At 65.4% G+C, this 14897-nt stretch carries 11 protein-coding genes; 1 reads left to right on the top strand and 10 read right to left on the bottom strand.

All coding sequences use genetic code 11. The annotated features are described in order from the left end of the window. Positions 1 to 14 precede the first annotated feature (14 nt). The 9 genes from J7573_RS07360 to J7573_RS07400 form a co-directional block, all read right to left on the bottom strand. Positions 15 to 1310 carry a hypothetical protein gene (locus J7573_RS07360; protein ID WP_294331809.1) on the bottom strand — a complete coding sequence of 432 codons (1296 nt, stop codon included), beginning with the start codon at positions 1308 to 1310 and terminating at the stop codon, positions 15 to 17. Continuing rightward, positions 1307 to 2917, bottom strand: coding sequence for a VWA domain-containing protein (locus J7573_RS07365; RefSeq protein ID WP_294331811.1), 1611 nt, complete (start codon positions 2915 to 2917; stop codon positions 1307 to 1309). Before J7573_RS07365 ends, J7573_RS07360 begins: the two co-directional genes overlap by 4 nt. Positions 2918 to 2919: 2 nt before the next feature. Continuing rightward, positions 2920 to 3903 carry a VWA domain-containing protein gene (locus J7573_RS07370; protein ID WP_294331814.1) on the bottom strand — a complete coding sequence of 328 codons (984 nt, stop codon included), beginning with the start codon at positions 3901 to 3903 and terminating at the stop codon, positions 2920 to 2922. Then, complete coding sequence (locus J7573_RS07375; RefSeq protein ID WP_294331817.1) at positions 3890 to 4390, bottom strand: DUF4381 domain-containing protein; 501 nt, start codon at positions 4388 to 4390, stop codon at positions 3890 to 3892. Before J7573_RS07375 ends, J7573_RS07370 begins: the two co-directional genes overlap by 14 nt. Beyond that, on the bottom strand, positions 4387 to 5337 hold the full coding sequence (locus J7573_RS07380) for a DUF58 domain-containing protein (RefSeq protein ID WP_294331820.1): 951 nt from the start codon (positions 5335 to 5337) through the stop codon (positions 4387 to 4389). The genes J7573_RS07375 and J7573_RS07380 overlap by 4 nt, the downstream gene beginning before the upstream one ends. A 10-nt stretch (positions 5338 to 5347) precedes the next feature. After that, entirely contained in the window at positions 5348 to 6319 is a 972-nt protein-coding gene (locus J7573_RS07385; protein ID WP_294331823.1) for a MoxR family ATPase, read from the bottom strand. 68 nt (positions 6320 to 6387) lie between these two features. Further along, entirely contained in the window at positions 6388 to 8670 is a 2283-nt protein-coding gene (locus tag J7573_RS07390) for a HEAT repeat domain-containing protein (protein ID WP_294331826.1), read from the bottom strand. 97 nt (positions 8671 to 8767) lie between these two features. Then, positions 8768 to 10453: an aspartate-alanine antiporter gene (gene aspT / locus J7573_RS07395; RefSeq protein WP_294331830.1), complete on the bottom strand. Its 1686-nt coding sequence runs from the start codon at positions 10451 to 10453 to the stop codon at positions 8768 to 8770. Further along, on the bottom strand, positions 10450 to 12075 hold the full coding sequence (locus tag J7573_RS07400) for a mechanosensitive ion channel domain-containing protein (protein WP_294331835.1): 1626 nt from the start codon (positions 12073 to 12075) through the stop codon (positions 10450 to 10452). The genes aspT and J7573_RS07400 overlap by 4 nt, the downstream gene beginning before the upstream one ends. Before the next feature lie 175 nt (positions 12076 to 12250). Between J7573_RS07400 and J7573_RS07405 the strand changes: the two genes are divergently transcribed. Further along, on the top strand, positions 12251 to 13117 hold the full coding sequence (locus tag J7573_RS07405; RefSeq protein WP_294331895.1) for a patatin-like phospholipase family protein: 867 nt from the start codon (positions 12251 to 12253) through the stop codon (positions 13115 to 13117). Positions 13118 to 13356: 239 nt separating this feature from the next. On the opposite strand, the gene J7573_RS07410 is transcribed toward J7573_RS07405, so the two are convergent. After that, on the bottom strand, positions 13357 to 14883 hold the full coding sequence (locus tag J7573_RS07410; RefSeq protein ID WP_294331838.1) for an FAD-dependent oxidoreductase: 1527 nt from the start codon (positions 14881 to 14883) through the stop codon (positions 13357 to 13359). Between the last annotated feature and the right edge of the window lie 14 nt (positions 14884 to 14897).

Genomic DNA, 14897 nt, shown 5'->3' on the forward strand with positions numbered 1-14897 from the left:
CTGCCTGGTGCAAATCACGGGTTGAGAGGCTTGAGGCCGTGCCCCTCGCCAGGGTGCTGCGCATATTGATTGGCTGGTGGTTGGCTGGCCAGCGTGAGCGCGGATTGACCTGCTGCCTCTGAAACGCCGTAGCGGGACCTGAAACAGGCTAGCAAACGGTTCCGCTTCACGCCGGGTATTTGTCCTTCGACGGTAGCCAGGGTGTAGTTGCCACTGCTGCGGCGCGCCCACAGGTACAGGGCGTCCAGGCGCGCGGGCGACTGGGCGCATTGCTGGCGTGCGAGCTTCCAGGCATAGGCCGGTGAGTCCAGCCACGCCTGCCGACGCCGTGCCCGCCAGGCCTGGAACTGACGCCACGCCCGCCTGCCCCGCGCCCGGCCAGTCCAGGCCAGCAGCGCGAAGGCCAGCAGGCACACGGCCAGCAGCAGGCCCTGGCCACCCACCCGCAACCTCGCCTGATGGCCCATGGCGCGCAGGTCGTCACTGATGGAGAACGGTGCCTGATAGCTGACGGCGCTGGCCTGCAGGATCACTTCCGGCACCTTTGCCTGGTGCAGCTCACCCGTTGTTGCATCGCGCCATGAATACGCGATGGCAGGCAATGTGTGTTTGCCGGGGCTGGTGATGACATAGCTCGCGCTGTCGTCCCGCTGCCCGCCAAGGATGCCGCCACGCCCATCACTCAGCGGCTTGACGGCAGGCGGCTGAAGATAGCGCTTGAACCCTTGGACCTCTACCAGCTCAGGCGGGTGCAGGAGCATGGCTTGCGCCCCAGGCGCCTCGATGTGCAAGCGGCGGGTAATGCTGTCGCCCACCCGCAACGGCGTATGCGATTGTTCGACCTGCTGGGTGAAGCTGAGCGACTGCGCAACCGGTTGCGCACTGCCCGCCTCGCCCGCCTGGCCTTTTACCTCGAACGTCAACGGTTGGCTGGTCAGCGTGACAGGCGTACTGGCTGGCCCGGGTGTTACCTGGAACGCCAATGCCGGGATCTGAAAGCGCTGCGCGGCCTGCGGGGTGATCTGGTAGGTGTAGCGCAAACCGAAGAACGGCTTGCCGTCAATCTGCCGGTTGAGGTGCTGCGCCTCGCCCGCCGGTGGCTGGACCACGGCGCCGGGCAGCTCCAGCGCCGGCAGCACCGGTGCATCGGTGAACCAGGTGTCCACCAGCAAGTCGACCTCCAGGCTGACGGTAGCCCCCAGCATGATCGGCGTATCCGGTACCAGGCGTTGGTCCACCCGCACTTCGGGGTCGGCCGCCAGTACCAGCGTGGGCAGGCAGGCCAGTAGCCAGGCGCACAGGCGTTTCATGGCGCACCCTCCTCGACCGGCTCCTCGACCGGCTTGCTCGCGGCTTGCTGAAGCTGGAACTTACGCTTGAGGAACTGCCCTGGCGAAGTGTTCAGGTTGTCCAGCCAGAGCTGATCGGAGGCTGCCATGGCGGTCTTCTGTTGTTGCGCCTTGCCGCCTTCGACGGGGGTCTGGTCCTCCACCACCTTGTCGGGTTTCACCTCGGGGTTGACCTGCTGTTGGTCCTCGTAGTCCTTCTGCAATGCCTGGGCCAGGACCAGGTTGGCGCTGGCTTCGGGGAACGCGGGTTGCAGGGCCAGCGCCTGGCGGTAGGCAGCGATGGCTTGCGGGAACTTGAACAACCTGACGTAGCTGTTGCCCTGGTAGAACCAGGCGCTGGCGGTGTTCAGCGGCGCCAGCGCCGTCAGTGCCACCTTGTAGTCGGAGGCCTGATAGGCGGCCACGCCCTTCCAGTAAGGGTCCTTGAAGCGCTCGGCGGCCTGTGGGTAATGCCCCTGTTCGAAGGCCCACCGGCCCTGCTGGTCCGGGGTGAAGAACAGATCGGCCAAAGCGCCCGCGCGGGCCGACTCCGGCAGGCCCGCCAGGCTGCTGGCAAACAGCAGCATGGCCAGCCAGTTCACTCGCCAGCCGCGCCGCACGCACAACACCGCCAGCAGTGCCAGCGGCCAGCACAGCCAATAGCCGGCATCTTTCCAATGCACGGTTTCGCCATCGCCCTTGGCGGCCTGGAAGTGTTGCTGGGCATGCAGCTCGACCCAGTCCAGGTCGTCGTTATCCAGGGTCAGGCTGCCCAACGGGGCATCAGTGGCCTCGGCCAGGCCCTTCAGGCCCTTGGCATCGAAGCTGCCTTGCACGGTGCGGCCCTCGGCATCGAGCCTGGGCATGCCCTTGGCATCGCGCAGCACCCCGGTGTCCTGGCTGCCGACCGCCAGCACCAGCACCTGCAGGTCACTGCCCGCCAGGCGCTTGCCCAGCGCATCGGACTGGCTGGCATCGGCGCCGTCGGTCAGCAACAGCAAGGTGCCCGGACTGTTTTCGGCTTCGAGTATTTTGTCGGCAATGGCCAGCACGCCGAGCACATCCTTGCCGGGCTGGGCGATCAGGTCGGTGCTCAGGGCCTGTATGAAAGTGTCGAGCAGCGCCGGGTCGTCGGTAGCTGGCAGCACCAGATGGGCACTGCCGGCGTAGGCGATGAGCGCGGTACGGGCACCGGCACGGCGTTGCACAAGGTCGTGCAGGGTGTGCCGGGCAGCGGCCAGGCGGCTGGGTGGCATGTCGTCGGCATCCATCGACGGCGACAGGTCCACGGCCAGGAGCAACGGCGCGCGGTTGTCGAGAAAGTCTGGAATGTCCTGGGTCCAGGTCGGGCCGGCTGCGGCCAGCCCGCCGGTCACCAGCAGCGCGCCCAGCAGGTGGACCGGGCGCAGGCGCTGGCTTTCCCGGGGCCGAATGACCAAGTGCTCGACCAGGTGCGGGGCGATGATGCCGGTCAGTTGCCGCTTGACGTCGTGCCGCCGTACCCAGAGCAGCGGCAGCAACACGCCTGGCAGCAGCGTCAGCAACCACCAGGGGCGCAGGAAGTGCAAGGCAGCCAGGTCGATGTCCATGCTCAGGCCTCCGTCGCCAAGGCGCGCCGTGCGCCCAGCCAGGCCAGCGCCTGGGCCACCAGCAACAGCAGCAAGGCGGCACCCAGCGGCCAGTAGAACAGGTCGCGGCGCGGTTGATGGCTCAGGGTGGTGACCTTGTGCGGGGTCAAGCGGTCGAGGGTGTCGTACACGCCTTGCAGGCTGCTGCTGTCATCGGCGCGGAAGAACCGCCCACCGGTCGTGCGGGCGATCATCTGCAGGGTCTGCAGGTCGACCTTGTCTTCGCCAGTGGCCTGAGGGTCGCCGATGCCGATGGCATGGACCACGATGCCATGGGCGCGGGCCAGCCGGGCCGCGTGCTCGGGGGTGATGGCGCTGCCGGTGTCATTGCCATCGGTGAGCAGGATCAGCACTTTCTCCTGTTCCTTGGCCGGTTGCAGCAGCTTGATGGTCAGGCCGATGGCATCGCCCAGGGCGGTGTTGGGCCCGGCCATGCCAACGCCAGCCTCATCCAGCAGCAACAGCAGGCTGGCATGGTCGAGGGTCAACGGCGCTTGTGGGTAGGCGCCCGTGCCGAACAGGATCAGGCCGATGCGGTCATCCGCGCGGCGCTTGATGAAGTCACGTACCACTGCCTTGACGGCGGTGAGGCGGTCGGTGCGTTGGCCGTCAGCCGAGGTGTAGTCGTTGGCGCGCATGGATTGCGAGATGTCGATGGCCAGCATCAGGTCACGGGTCGGTTGCTGGTGACGGATCGGCTGCTCGACCAGCACCGGCCGGGCGCAGGCCGCTACCAGCAGGACAAAGACCAGCAGGTTCAGTGGCAGCTGCCAGCCGGCACTCAGCCCTCCGGTACGGGTCGGGTGTTTGCCCAGGGCGTGGCTCATGGCACTGAAAAACGGCACGCGCAATGCGCTGCGCCCTTCCTGGTAGGGCTTGAGCCAGTGATACGCGGCCCAGGCCAGCGGCAGCAGCACAAAGGCCCAGGGCAGGTCAAAGCGCCACATGGTGGCTCGCTATCCAGGCGCGGCTGGTGCTGAACAACGAAAGCCGCGTCGCCTCGTCGAGCGCATGCAGCTGGGCGTCCGGCGCATAGGCCAGTTGTTGCAGGGCAGTGCTGAACCCTTGCGGCAGCGTTTGCCGGGCGTGTGCTGACATGAATTGCTGCCAGGCTTCACCACCGAGGCCCGCCACAGCAGGTGTACCGGGCATCGACAGGGCCACGCGCTTGAGCAGTTCGGGCAGTTCGCGCAAGGCCGCCAGGCGCTGTTCGGCGGGGGCCGCCGCCAATTGATCAAGGCGTAAGAGCGCTTCACGACGGTACAGGTCACGGCGCCAGTGCCACCAGCGCCGGGCTGCCCAAGCCGTCAGCACGGCGAGCAGCAACACCAGCAACAGCGCCCAGGCCCAGGTCTGTGGCCAATAGCCGAACGGCGGTGTGCCGGGCACCAGTTCGCGTAGCTGGTCAAGCGAGGGCTGCACGGGCGTGGTCATCTTGCCCCCTGGGCCAGGCGGCCTAGTTCCCGACGCAGTTGCGCTACGCAGTCTTCGCCGCTGCTGATCATCATCAAGGGCACCTGACTACGGCGCAGCAGTTCAGCCACATCGCGCAGGCGCCCGGAAAGGAACTCGCCCAGCGGCCTGCTGACCTGGCGCCGCCCCACTTCCAGTTCGACCTGCAAGGCACCCTGGGTGATGACCAGACGGCCTTTGTCCGGCACCTTGAGGGCAATCGGGTCATAGACCTGGATGGCAATCACATCGTTGTGCTGATGCAACTGGCGCAGCAACTGCAACGTTTGCGGGCTGACCCCGGCAAAATCACTGATGATGCACACCAGGTGGTCGTGACCCGCCACGGCCGCACAGGTGCGCAGGGCCTGATCGAGCTGATTGTCGCCTTCACGGTCCTCGCCCTGTGCCGACAAGCCCTGGTTGGCCTTCGCGACTTCCGCGCACAGGGCCTGCACCCGGGCACGACTGCGCAGCGGCCGCAGCGGGGCGATGGCCTCGCTGCCCAGCACCAGGCCACCCACGCGGTCACCGGCATGGAACGCCATCCAGGCACACAGCGCGCCCAGCTGTGCGGCGGTCACCGACTTGAAATAGCGCTGCGAACCGAAGTACATGCTCATGCGCTGGTCGACCAGCAGCAGCGTTGGCCGGTCGCGCTCTTCGTTGAAGGTGCGTACGAACGGTTTGCCGTAGCGCAGCGAAGCGCGCCAGTCGAGGTGACGCAGGTCATCACCAGGGATGTAGCGGCGCAGCTCATCGAAACTCAGTCCACGGCCACGCATGCGCGACGCATGGTTGCCGGACAGAATGCTCGCCAGGGGCTGCCGGGCCAGGAAGCTCAGGCCGCGGGCACGGGGCTCCAGCGCCATCAGCTCGGCGAGCGAGGTGTAGACGAAGCCATCGGCGGTCACCGGTTGATTGGCCATGGGCAGCCCTTCAGGTCGCAATGGCGACTTTGTCCAGCAGCCGGTCGAGCACCTGGTCGGCGCTCACCCCGTCGCTGATGGCGTCGTAGGACAACTGCAGGCGATGGCGCAACACCGGGTGCATGATGGCCCGGACATTGTCCGGCGAAACGAAATCCTGGCCATTGAACCAGGCGTGGGCACGCGCTACACGGTCCAGGCTGATCCCTCCGCGTGGGCTGGCGCCGATATGAATCCAGCGCGCCAGGTCGGCGTCATAGTCCGCGGGGTGTCGGGTGGCATTGACCAGGTCGACCAGGTAGCGGTCGATGGCAGGCGCCACGTGCACCTGGGCCACCTCGCGCCGTGCGCTGAAGACGACGTCCTGGGGCAGGCGCGCAGGTTCAGGTGCGCTACCGACCTGTTGGTCTTCGCTGCGCACCAGGCGCAGCACCTGGGCTTCGTCCTCGGGGTGCGGGTAGTCGAGCTGCAGCTTCATGAGGAAGCGGTCCATCTGCGCTTCGGGTAGTGGGTAGGTCCCCTCCTGTTCGATGGGGTTCTGGGTCGCCAGCACCATGAACAGGCCAGGCATCGGGTAGCTCCGCCCGGCCACGGTGATCTGGCGTTCCTCCATCGCCTCCAGCAGGGCCGCCTGGACCTTGGCCGGCGCGCGGTTGATCTCGTCGGCCAGGATCACGTTGCCGAACAGCGGCCCCGGTTGAAACTTGATGCTGTTGCCTTCCGGGGTCTGCTGCAGGATCTCGCCGCCGGTGATGTCCGAAGGCAGCAGATCGGGCGTGAACTGGATGCGCCGCATCTGCGCGTCAAGGTGGGTGGACAGCGCCTTGACCGTGCGTGTCTTGGCCAGCCCCGGCAGGCTTTCGAGCAGCACGTGCCCGTTGGCCAGCAACGCCAGGACGATGTGGCGAATGGTGTCGGCCTGGCCAAGCACACTTTCGGCCACTGACGCTTCGAGGCCCTGCACCTGCTGGAGTGTGTTCACGTTGCGCTCCCTGTGCTTTGCATTCGAGTGTTAACTCTAGTCGTAATGAGTATTGCTGCACGCCGGCGCTATTGGCCGTTGCGCCAATAAGGCTCGATCGCCTGCAGGCGCGGGTCGTCCGGCGCCACTTCGCGCATGTGCTGGACATAGCCGAACGCTTGCTGGCGTTCGCCGGCCAGGGCGTGCAGGTAGATCAGCGAGTACAGCAGGTCGGGGTCGTCCGGCGACTGCTGCAGGCCGCTGCGCAACGCCTCCAGCGCTTCCGGGCGACGCTCCATGCGCGACAGCAGCAAGCCCTGGTTGTAGCGGATGCGCGGGTTGCCGGGCAGCGCCTGGGCGGCTTGTTCCATCCAGCCCAGCGCCTCTTCGGCCTTGCCCCGCTCCACCAGCAGCAGGGCAAGCATGTAGGCCAGGTTGCCGCGGTCGGCCACGGGCGTCTTCTCCAGCGCCACGCCGTCGCGCAGTAACCCTTCGGCTTCGTCCAGGCGTTGCGCGCCACTGGCCAGGGTCACCAGGTTGACCCGGGCCGGGGTGAAGTAAGGGTCCATATGCAGTGCCTGGCGGTATTGCTCCATGGCCTGCTCGTCATGCCCCTGGCGTGACAGCAGCACCGCCAGGTTCAGGCGCCCGCCCGGCAGGTCGGCATTGCCCCGCAGGCGCTGCTCGTAGTCCGCAACCAGTGCCTTGAACAGCGCCTGGCTGGCTGGCGGCACTTGCATTGGCGAAACGTCGGCCATGGCCCGCACGGTTTCGTCCCTGACCGCGAGGCTGGGGTCTTCGAGCAGCGGCAGCAGCGTTTTCAGGCGCTGCTCGGGCGGCACGCTGCTGAACCCCGATACGGCATAGGCCCGGATCAGCGGGTCCGGGTCCTGTAGCGCCCAGCGCAGGTTGCTGCTGGCCGCCGGGCCAAGGTCGGCCAGCTGGTCGGCTGCCGTGGCGCGCACGATCGCCGGGTTGGCCTTGTCGGCGAGCACGTAGCCCAGGCGGCTGAGGGTCGTGGAAGGGTCTGCCTGCACGGCATGGAAGGCCTGCCCGTAATGCTGGGGGCGCTTGGGTGCGTCGAACCATTGTTCGATGGCCGCCGCTGCCCAGGCCGGTTTCTGGTCCTGGTGACAGGCCGTGCAGGCATCGGGGCTGTCGGTCTGCCCGGCCAGGTCAGGGCGTGGAATGCGCAGGCTGTGATCACGGCGCGGGTCGACCACCATGTAGGTCTTGGTCGGCATGTGACAGTTCACGCACTGGGCACCTGGCGAGCCTGCCGCGTGATGGTGGTGCGCCGGGCTGTCGTAGTCCTTGGCCTGCAGGCCGGCGAAACGCGCCGTGTTGGGCTGGGGGTTGTGGCATTGCTGGCACAGTCCGTTGCCTTCGAGGCGCACCTTGGTGGTGTGCGGGTTGTGGCAATCGGTACAGGTGACGCCGGCCGCGTACATCTTGCTTTGGGTGAACGAGCCGAACTCATACACCTCACCGTCTATCTGCCCGTCGGCATGGTACAGGCCGGTGCGTAGCGTGGCCGGCAGGCTCTGGTCGAGTTGCGGATGGCCAGGCAACTGGCCGGTACCGAGCCCCTGGCGACGGCTGTGGCAATACGCGCACTGCTCGACCACGCCCTTGCTGCCCAGGGCCTTGTAGTCCACCGCCAGGCCTTTGTTCGCCAGGCTGCTGGCGGGTTTGGCCGTGGCCCAGTCGACATGCGCCTGGCCAGGGCCATGGCAGCTCTGGCAACCGACCGCCTGCTCCTTCCAGGTGCTGGCGAAGCTGTCGTGCTGGTCGTCGTAATTTTTCAGCAGGCGGGTCGAATGGCAGTCGGCGCACATGGCGTTCCAGTTCTGGTAGCGACCGGTCCAGTGCAAGGGGTCGTCGGGTGTGAAGCGCTGGCCCGGATACAGCGAGAACCAGCGTTGCCCGCCCTGCGCCTCGGGGCGGCTGTCCCAGGCGATGGTCAGCGCTTGCAGGCGCCCGCGTGACAGCGCCACCAGGTACTGCTGCAGCGGTTGATGGCCAAAGGTGTAGAGGATGCGAAAATCGGCCGGCTTGCCGTCCTCGCCCTCGATGTTGACGAAGTAGCCGCCGTCCTTGCGATAGAAATGCGCCTTGACCCCCGCCTCGTCGAAGCGGGTGTCGTTAAAGTAGCCCAGCACATTCTCGGCATTGGCGTCACGCAACGCCCAGCCGTGGTCGGAGTGCTGCCATTGCCCGGACTGTTCGGCGTGGCAGCCGAGGCAGCTCTGTTGCGGTGCATAGCCCTCACCGGTTGCGGCTGCCGGCAACCGCCCCACCTCGTCGGCTGCCCAGGCAGCGGCGCTGCCACAAAAGATCACGGCCAACAGCCACCTTGCCACCGAGCGCATGCGCTGTGGTCCCGCTCGTCCAGCTCCTGCCATCCCCATCTCCACGTCCAGTTGCAGTCGCCCTTCGCGGGCTGTCGTTAAAATCAGCAGTTCTGGTTCAAGTCGCAAAGGCCACGATGATCGGCCCGCACACCGCCAACAACACGTTGGAGATGGCATAGCACACCGTGAAGCCGATCACCGGTGTGTGGCTGCCGGACATCTCGATCACCTTGTTCATCGAGGCCGCTTCGGTCTGGGCGCCGGCCAGCGCTCCCAGCAGAACCATCGGGTGCAGGCGCAGTACATAACGCCCGAAGTACAGCGCTACCAGCGGTGGCAGCAAGGTCACCACCATGCCCGACAGCAACAGTGCCACGCCCTGCTCGCGCATGGCCTCGAACGCCGCCGGCCCGGCCAGCAGCCCGACCACCGCACCGAATGCGGTCAGGCCGAACTCGGAAAACGCCCACTGCGCCGCCGCCGGCATGCCGCCGATGTCCGGGTGCCGCGAGTTGAGCCAGCCGACCAGCAGGCCGACCAGCAGCACGCCGCCACCCACGCCCAGTTCGACGGGGATCATCCCGACATGGGTCGAGAGCATGCCGAGCAAGGCGCCAGCCACCATCCCCAGGCTGTGCACGGCGATATCCGATTTGTAGCTGCGCTCGCGGATCCGTCCCAATTGCCTGGCCACCGCTTCGACACTGGCGGTGCGCCCAGTCAATGCGATCACATCGCCACGGCGCAGCACGGTGTTGGGCAGCACCGGCAGCTCCAGGCCCTGGCGGCTGATGCTGTCGATGAAACAGCCCATGCGCCCGGCGCCGCTGACGTGATTGCGGATCTGCCGCAGGGTCTTGCCGTGAAAGGCGCGGGCCGTCAGGACAATGTCCGCCGAGCGGGTGGCGAACGACAGTGAGCGCGGATCGTCGATATCCGGGCCAACCTGCTGGGCCAGTTCGGCGACTGCCTCGCGCAGGGCATAGATACCCAGCACGTCGCCCAGTTGCAGCACCAGGGCCGGGTCACGCTCGATCACCTGCTCGCCGCGCACCACCCGCTCCACGCTCATCAACGGGTGCAGGCGCTCGATGGCGCCAATGCTCGCCCCCGCGAGCCGGGGATCCTGCAGGCGATGGGCGCGCACCACGATGCGGGTATAGGGGATGCTCAGCACCTCGTCCTGGTTGTCGATGCCCAGTGTCGCCTCCAGTTCGCGGGCAGCGCTGCGCAGGTCGACGCGCAGCAGCCAGGGGGCGATGCTGCCGACGAAGACGATCAGGCCAACGGTGCCGAACAGGTAGGTGATTGCATAGGCGATGGCCATGTGGCTGTTGAGCTGTGCCTTGTCGGCATCAGCCAGCGGCAGGTGGGCAATGGCACTGCTGGCGGTACCCATGATCGCCGTGTCGGTCAACGCGCCGGCACCCAGGCCGGCCGTGAACCCGGCGTCGAAGTGAAAGACCAGGTTCATCATCAGGATGCTGCCCAGCGCCACCGCGCACAACACCGTGGAGAACACCACCAGCTTGAGCGTGCCGGCATTCAGGCTGCCGAAGAACTCCGGCCCGCTCTTGAACCCTACGGCATAGATGAACAGCACGAAAAACACCGATTTCAACGCCTGCGGCACTTCCAGCCCGATCTGCCCGATCAGCAGGCCCATCAGCAGCGCACCGGCCACCGACCCTAGGTGGAAGCTGCCCAGGCGCAGTCGCCCCAGCAGCATGCCCAGGGCAATGGCCAGGAACACCGCGATTTCCGGGTTCGAGCGCAGGGCCTGAAGCACGAAGTCGATCATCGCTGGCTGTCCTCGGGTGGCGACGCCGGGGCGTTGTACCAGTTCTCCCTCGGTACGACCTTGTCCTGCTCAGGGTCACCCAGATAATGAGGCGACATGATCTGCACGCCATACTCGTTGAACACGTCCTGGATATTGGCATGCAGCATGGTCAGCAGCTCTGCCCGTGGGCGAGGTTCGCTCGGCACGGCCTGGGCCACCAGGCGGTATTCCGGGTAGAAATCCGACAAGGCGGTCTGGAACACCTGGGGCCGGGGGGTGTGCAGGACGCCGTCCGTGCGCTTCGCCGCCTCCAGCAGCATCGCCTCGACCTGGCGCCAGGGCGTGTCATAGCCGATGGTGACCGTGGTATCGACCACATACCCCTGCCCTTGCACCACACGTGAATAGTTCTTGGTCACCGCACCGGTGATCATCGAGTTGGGCAGCGTCAGTACTTCGCCCAGGCCGGTGCGAATGCTGGTGGTGAACATGCCCAGCTCGGTGACGGTGCCTTCGTGCTCGCCAATGCGCACGTATTCGCCGGGGCGCAGGGTGCGCGTGTAGGTGAGGATCAGCCCGGCGGCGGCCTGGCCGACCACACTGGTCGCACCGAGGGAAATCATCAGGCCGATCAGCACCGAAAGCCCCTTGAACGCGTCGGTGTCGGCACCGGGCAGATAGGGGTAAGCCATGGCCACGGCGAACAGCCAGATGGCCAGGGCCGTCAGCCGGGTGGTCGGTTGCAGGGTTTCCTGGGTCAGCCAGCTGATCGTGCCAGGCCGCGCCAGGCGCTCGAGCAGGCGCTTGCTGAAGGCACTGATGCCACGGGCGATGAAGAAGATCAGCAGGGCGATCAGCAGCCCAGGCACCGCATCGACGATACCGGTCAGCACGTGGCGCAACAAACCCAGCAGGTACAGGTTCAGGCTTTCGCCCCACGGCCGCGTATAGGGGAATCGTTGCAGAACGAAGCTGAGCCATTCATAGGTCAGCAGCAGGATCAACGTCCAGCGCAACAAGGCCAGCAGCCGCCGCAACAAGGGATACAGGTTGCTCGAATCGACCAGCTGGGTACGCCCGATGCGCAAGGCGCTGGTGTGTTTGCGCACACGCTGGGGCAACCACGACAGTGCCTTGCCGTGCAGCCACACGCAGAGTTTGACCAGCGCCAGGTAGATCAGGGTCGCAGCGCCGCTCAAGCCGACCGCGACCAACAGGAAACGCAAGCTGTGTGCCTGCCGGGCTTCTTCCACGACCTGGCTCAAGCGCTGGGCAGCCTGCTCAGCACCCTGGCGAGCATCCAGGTCGGCGCCAGCCAGGTCCCTGGGCGAGACGATGAACGCCCGGCGATCCCCCAGCAGCACCATGTAACTGTCCTGAATCGGGTCCACGCTGACCTGGCCAGCAAAGCCCTCGTCGAGCTGTTCATTGATGACCGCTGCGGCGCGCCGGACACGGGCAGCCGGCACTTCACCCAGCAATGTGGCATGAAAGACCACGATCGAACGGTTGGCGATTTTCAGCTCGGCAGGCTCGGCGCTTGTTGACGCCACCTCCTCGACTGCCTGACTGCTGCCGCACAACAGTGTGGCTGCCAATGCCAGGCACGCTGCCAGGCCGGCAAGCATCCGCCTAGCCATAAGCGCGCACTCCGAAAGTGGGCATGGCAGCATCGGCGCTCTCCTGGCAGGCGTGGGTATCAGCAGCGTAGTACAGCGCCTGTGGCAAGCAAACGGTGCACACGGGCAGTGGCCAGTCCAGCGTTGCCCCGCCGACTACACTCAATCCACACAGGCCTGCGCAGAGACTGCCGCCATGACGACGCAAACCGCAATCGTGTTCGCTGGTGGTGGCAGCCTGGGGGCGGTTCAAGTGGGCATGTTGCGGGCCTTGGTGGAGGCCAATGTTCAATTCGACAGGGTGATCGGGGCCTCGGTCGGCGCAATCAATGGCGCCTATTTTGCCGCCAGGCCCGACGTGCAGGGTGTCGAGACGCTCGCCGATTTCTGGCGAAACCTGAACAGAGCCGACATCTTCCCCCTGTCCTGGCTCGACACCTGTAGAGGGCTGATCAAGCGGCGCGGTTTTCTGCTGCAGCCGGCAGCGCTGCACCGGCTGCTTGGCCAGGCGCTGCCCATTCATCGCATCGAGGATGCGCAACTGCCCCTGCATATTGTGACTACCGACTTGCTCAGTGGTGCCGAAACCGTTCTGTCCAGCGGTGAGCTTGAGCAAGCGTTGCTGGCCAGCGCCGCCATCCCGCTGGTGTTCCCGAGTGTTCAGATCGGCGACCAGTTCCTGGTGGATGGCGGTGTAGCCAGCAACACCCCCATTTCGACCGCGGTAACCCTGGGGGCCAACAAGGTTGTGGTGATCCCCACTGGTTTCAGTTGTGCCCTGACACAGCCGCCCAAGGGGCTGATTGCCCTGGCCCTGCACACCGTCAACCTGATGAGCATGCGCCAGCTGGTAAGCGATATCGAACACTTCCGTACGCTCACCAGCCTGCACATCGTTCCGCCGCTGTGCCCAGTGGATGTCTCAGTGTTCAATTTTGACCAGACCGACGCTTTGCTGGAGCGCGCCTATGAGCAAACGCTTCGGTGGCTGGACCGCGGTGGCCTCGAGCGCACCAAGGTGCCGGGTGCGTTGACCATTCACTCCCACGCCCATGAGCACTGAACGACACTATCTGGCTTTTCCGCCTGTCCCCCCTGTTCCGCCGTTACAGCCGGAACAGATACTTAGCCCTGGCAAATGACCCGATATAGGGTGCCGCGAACCCGAACATGGGTGCCATGGCCTGGCGCGCAGATAGCAATGGTCTACAAGGAGCATGGCCGGTTTACCCACTTTGTGGAGTTTCCCTGGCTTACAGCAAGTCCTGTTCCAACGCTCAGGCAATCGCCGTACCCGGCACCTCAAGCGGACAGCGTGATGCCTTGTACCTCAACATATCGGCTCAACACCGCCATGTCGCCCTCAGGATCAGCCAGAGCGACATAGGTATCAGGCCGTAACAGGTAAGTGGCATTTCTGGCAATACCGGACTTCTCGTACGCGGGCTGCCAAGGGAAAACCTGCAGTGCAATGCCGTGCTGCGCGCACCATTGGGCCAGGTCTGCCTTAGCTTCGCCGTACACATGCACGTGCCACGCAATGGCTGTCAGTGATGCGTAGTTGTCTGCCGTAGCTCCAGGCAACCAAGGTAGACGGTCACCGCCCTGCACCTCGCCTGCCTTGCCTTGGCTCAGCGGGCTGTCGCGATAGTCAATGCGGGTTTGCGAAACCACGCGAAACAGGTACTCCCGGACGCTTTCGCGCTTGTACGCAACGCTGGCGATGACTGGCGCGACGTGTGTGCGCACAAATTCGGCGAAGCCGCCTTGGGCGGTAACCAGTGCGAACAGCCTGTCCGTAGTCTCTACCAGTTTGCGGGCAAAGGCCTGGCGCTCAATCGGGTAGCTGTCGAGCAATTTATCGGGCGCCTTGCCCTTGATTACCGCTGCCAACTTCCAGGCCAGGTTGTTGGCATCCAGAATGCCGGTGTTCATACCCTGCCCGCCTGCCGGGCTGTGGACATGCGCGGCATCGCCAAGCAGAAACGCTCGGCCACGGCGGAAATGATCGGTGACACGATGGTGAACGCGATAGGCGGAGAACCAGTTCACCTCGGTAATCTTCAGGTTCAAGCCGTTGATGGCGTCATGCCCGACGTCGGCAAACGTCAGCTGCTCAGGATGTTCCGCACGTTCGTCTCGCACAGTGCCGATCAGGCGGTATTGATCCTTTTCGCCGTAGCACAGCAGCAGCACGAAGTCGGATTTATCAAACGCGATGTGTGCCTCACCTGCAGGTTCGATACCCGTTACCCGGACATCCGCCACATAGAAAAGCTGCTTGTAGGTACCGCCCTCGAAACCACTGCCGAGCGCATGACGCACGAGCGAATGGGCACCATCACATCCCGCCAGGTATGCCGCAGTGCACACCCCTTCCTGCCCATCAGCCTGCTTCAGGGTGGCGGTGACATGGCCTTGCCCCTCTTCGAAGGCCAGCAGTTCGGTCTGCCACTCGACGCTCACGCCGAGTGCTTGGAGCTGCTGCACCAGCAAGCGCTCATGACGGTCCTGGGGATAGATCAACACGAAGGGGTAGGCGGAAATCGGTGCGCCGGCATCCGTCAAGGGAATGCGTGCTCTGCGCCGGCCTCGGGCCCACATGTTCATGGCCGGTGTCTTGTAGCCAGCATCGATTACCGCCTCGGCCAAGTCGAGCTGGCGATAGAGCTCCAGCGTACGGGCTTGAACGGCCATGGCACGTGACGCTTCGCCCGGGCCGCTGCTCTTGTCGATGATCCTGACGGCGACGCCCTGCCGGGTGAGCCAAAGCGCCAGCGTCAGCCCGGTCGGGCCGGCACCCACAATGAGAACGTCGGTTTGCGCCATGATCTCATCTCGCA

This window comes from Pseudomonas sp., assembly GCF_017744435.1.
Lineage (GTDB): Bacteria > Pseudomonadota > Gammaproteobacteria > Pseudomonadales > Pseudomonadaceae > Aquipseudomonas.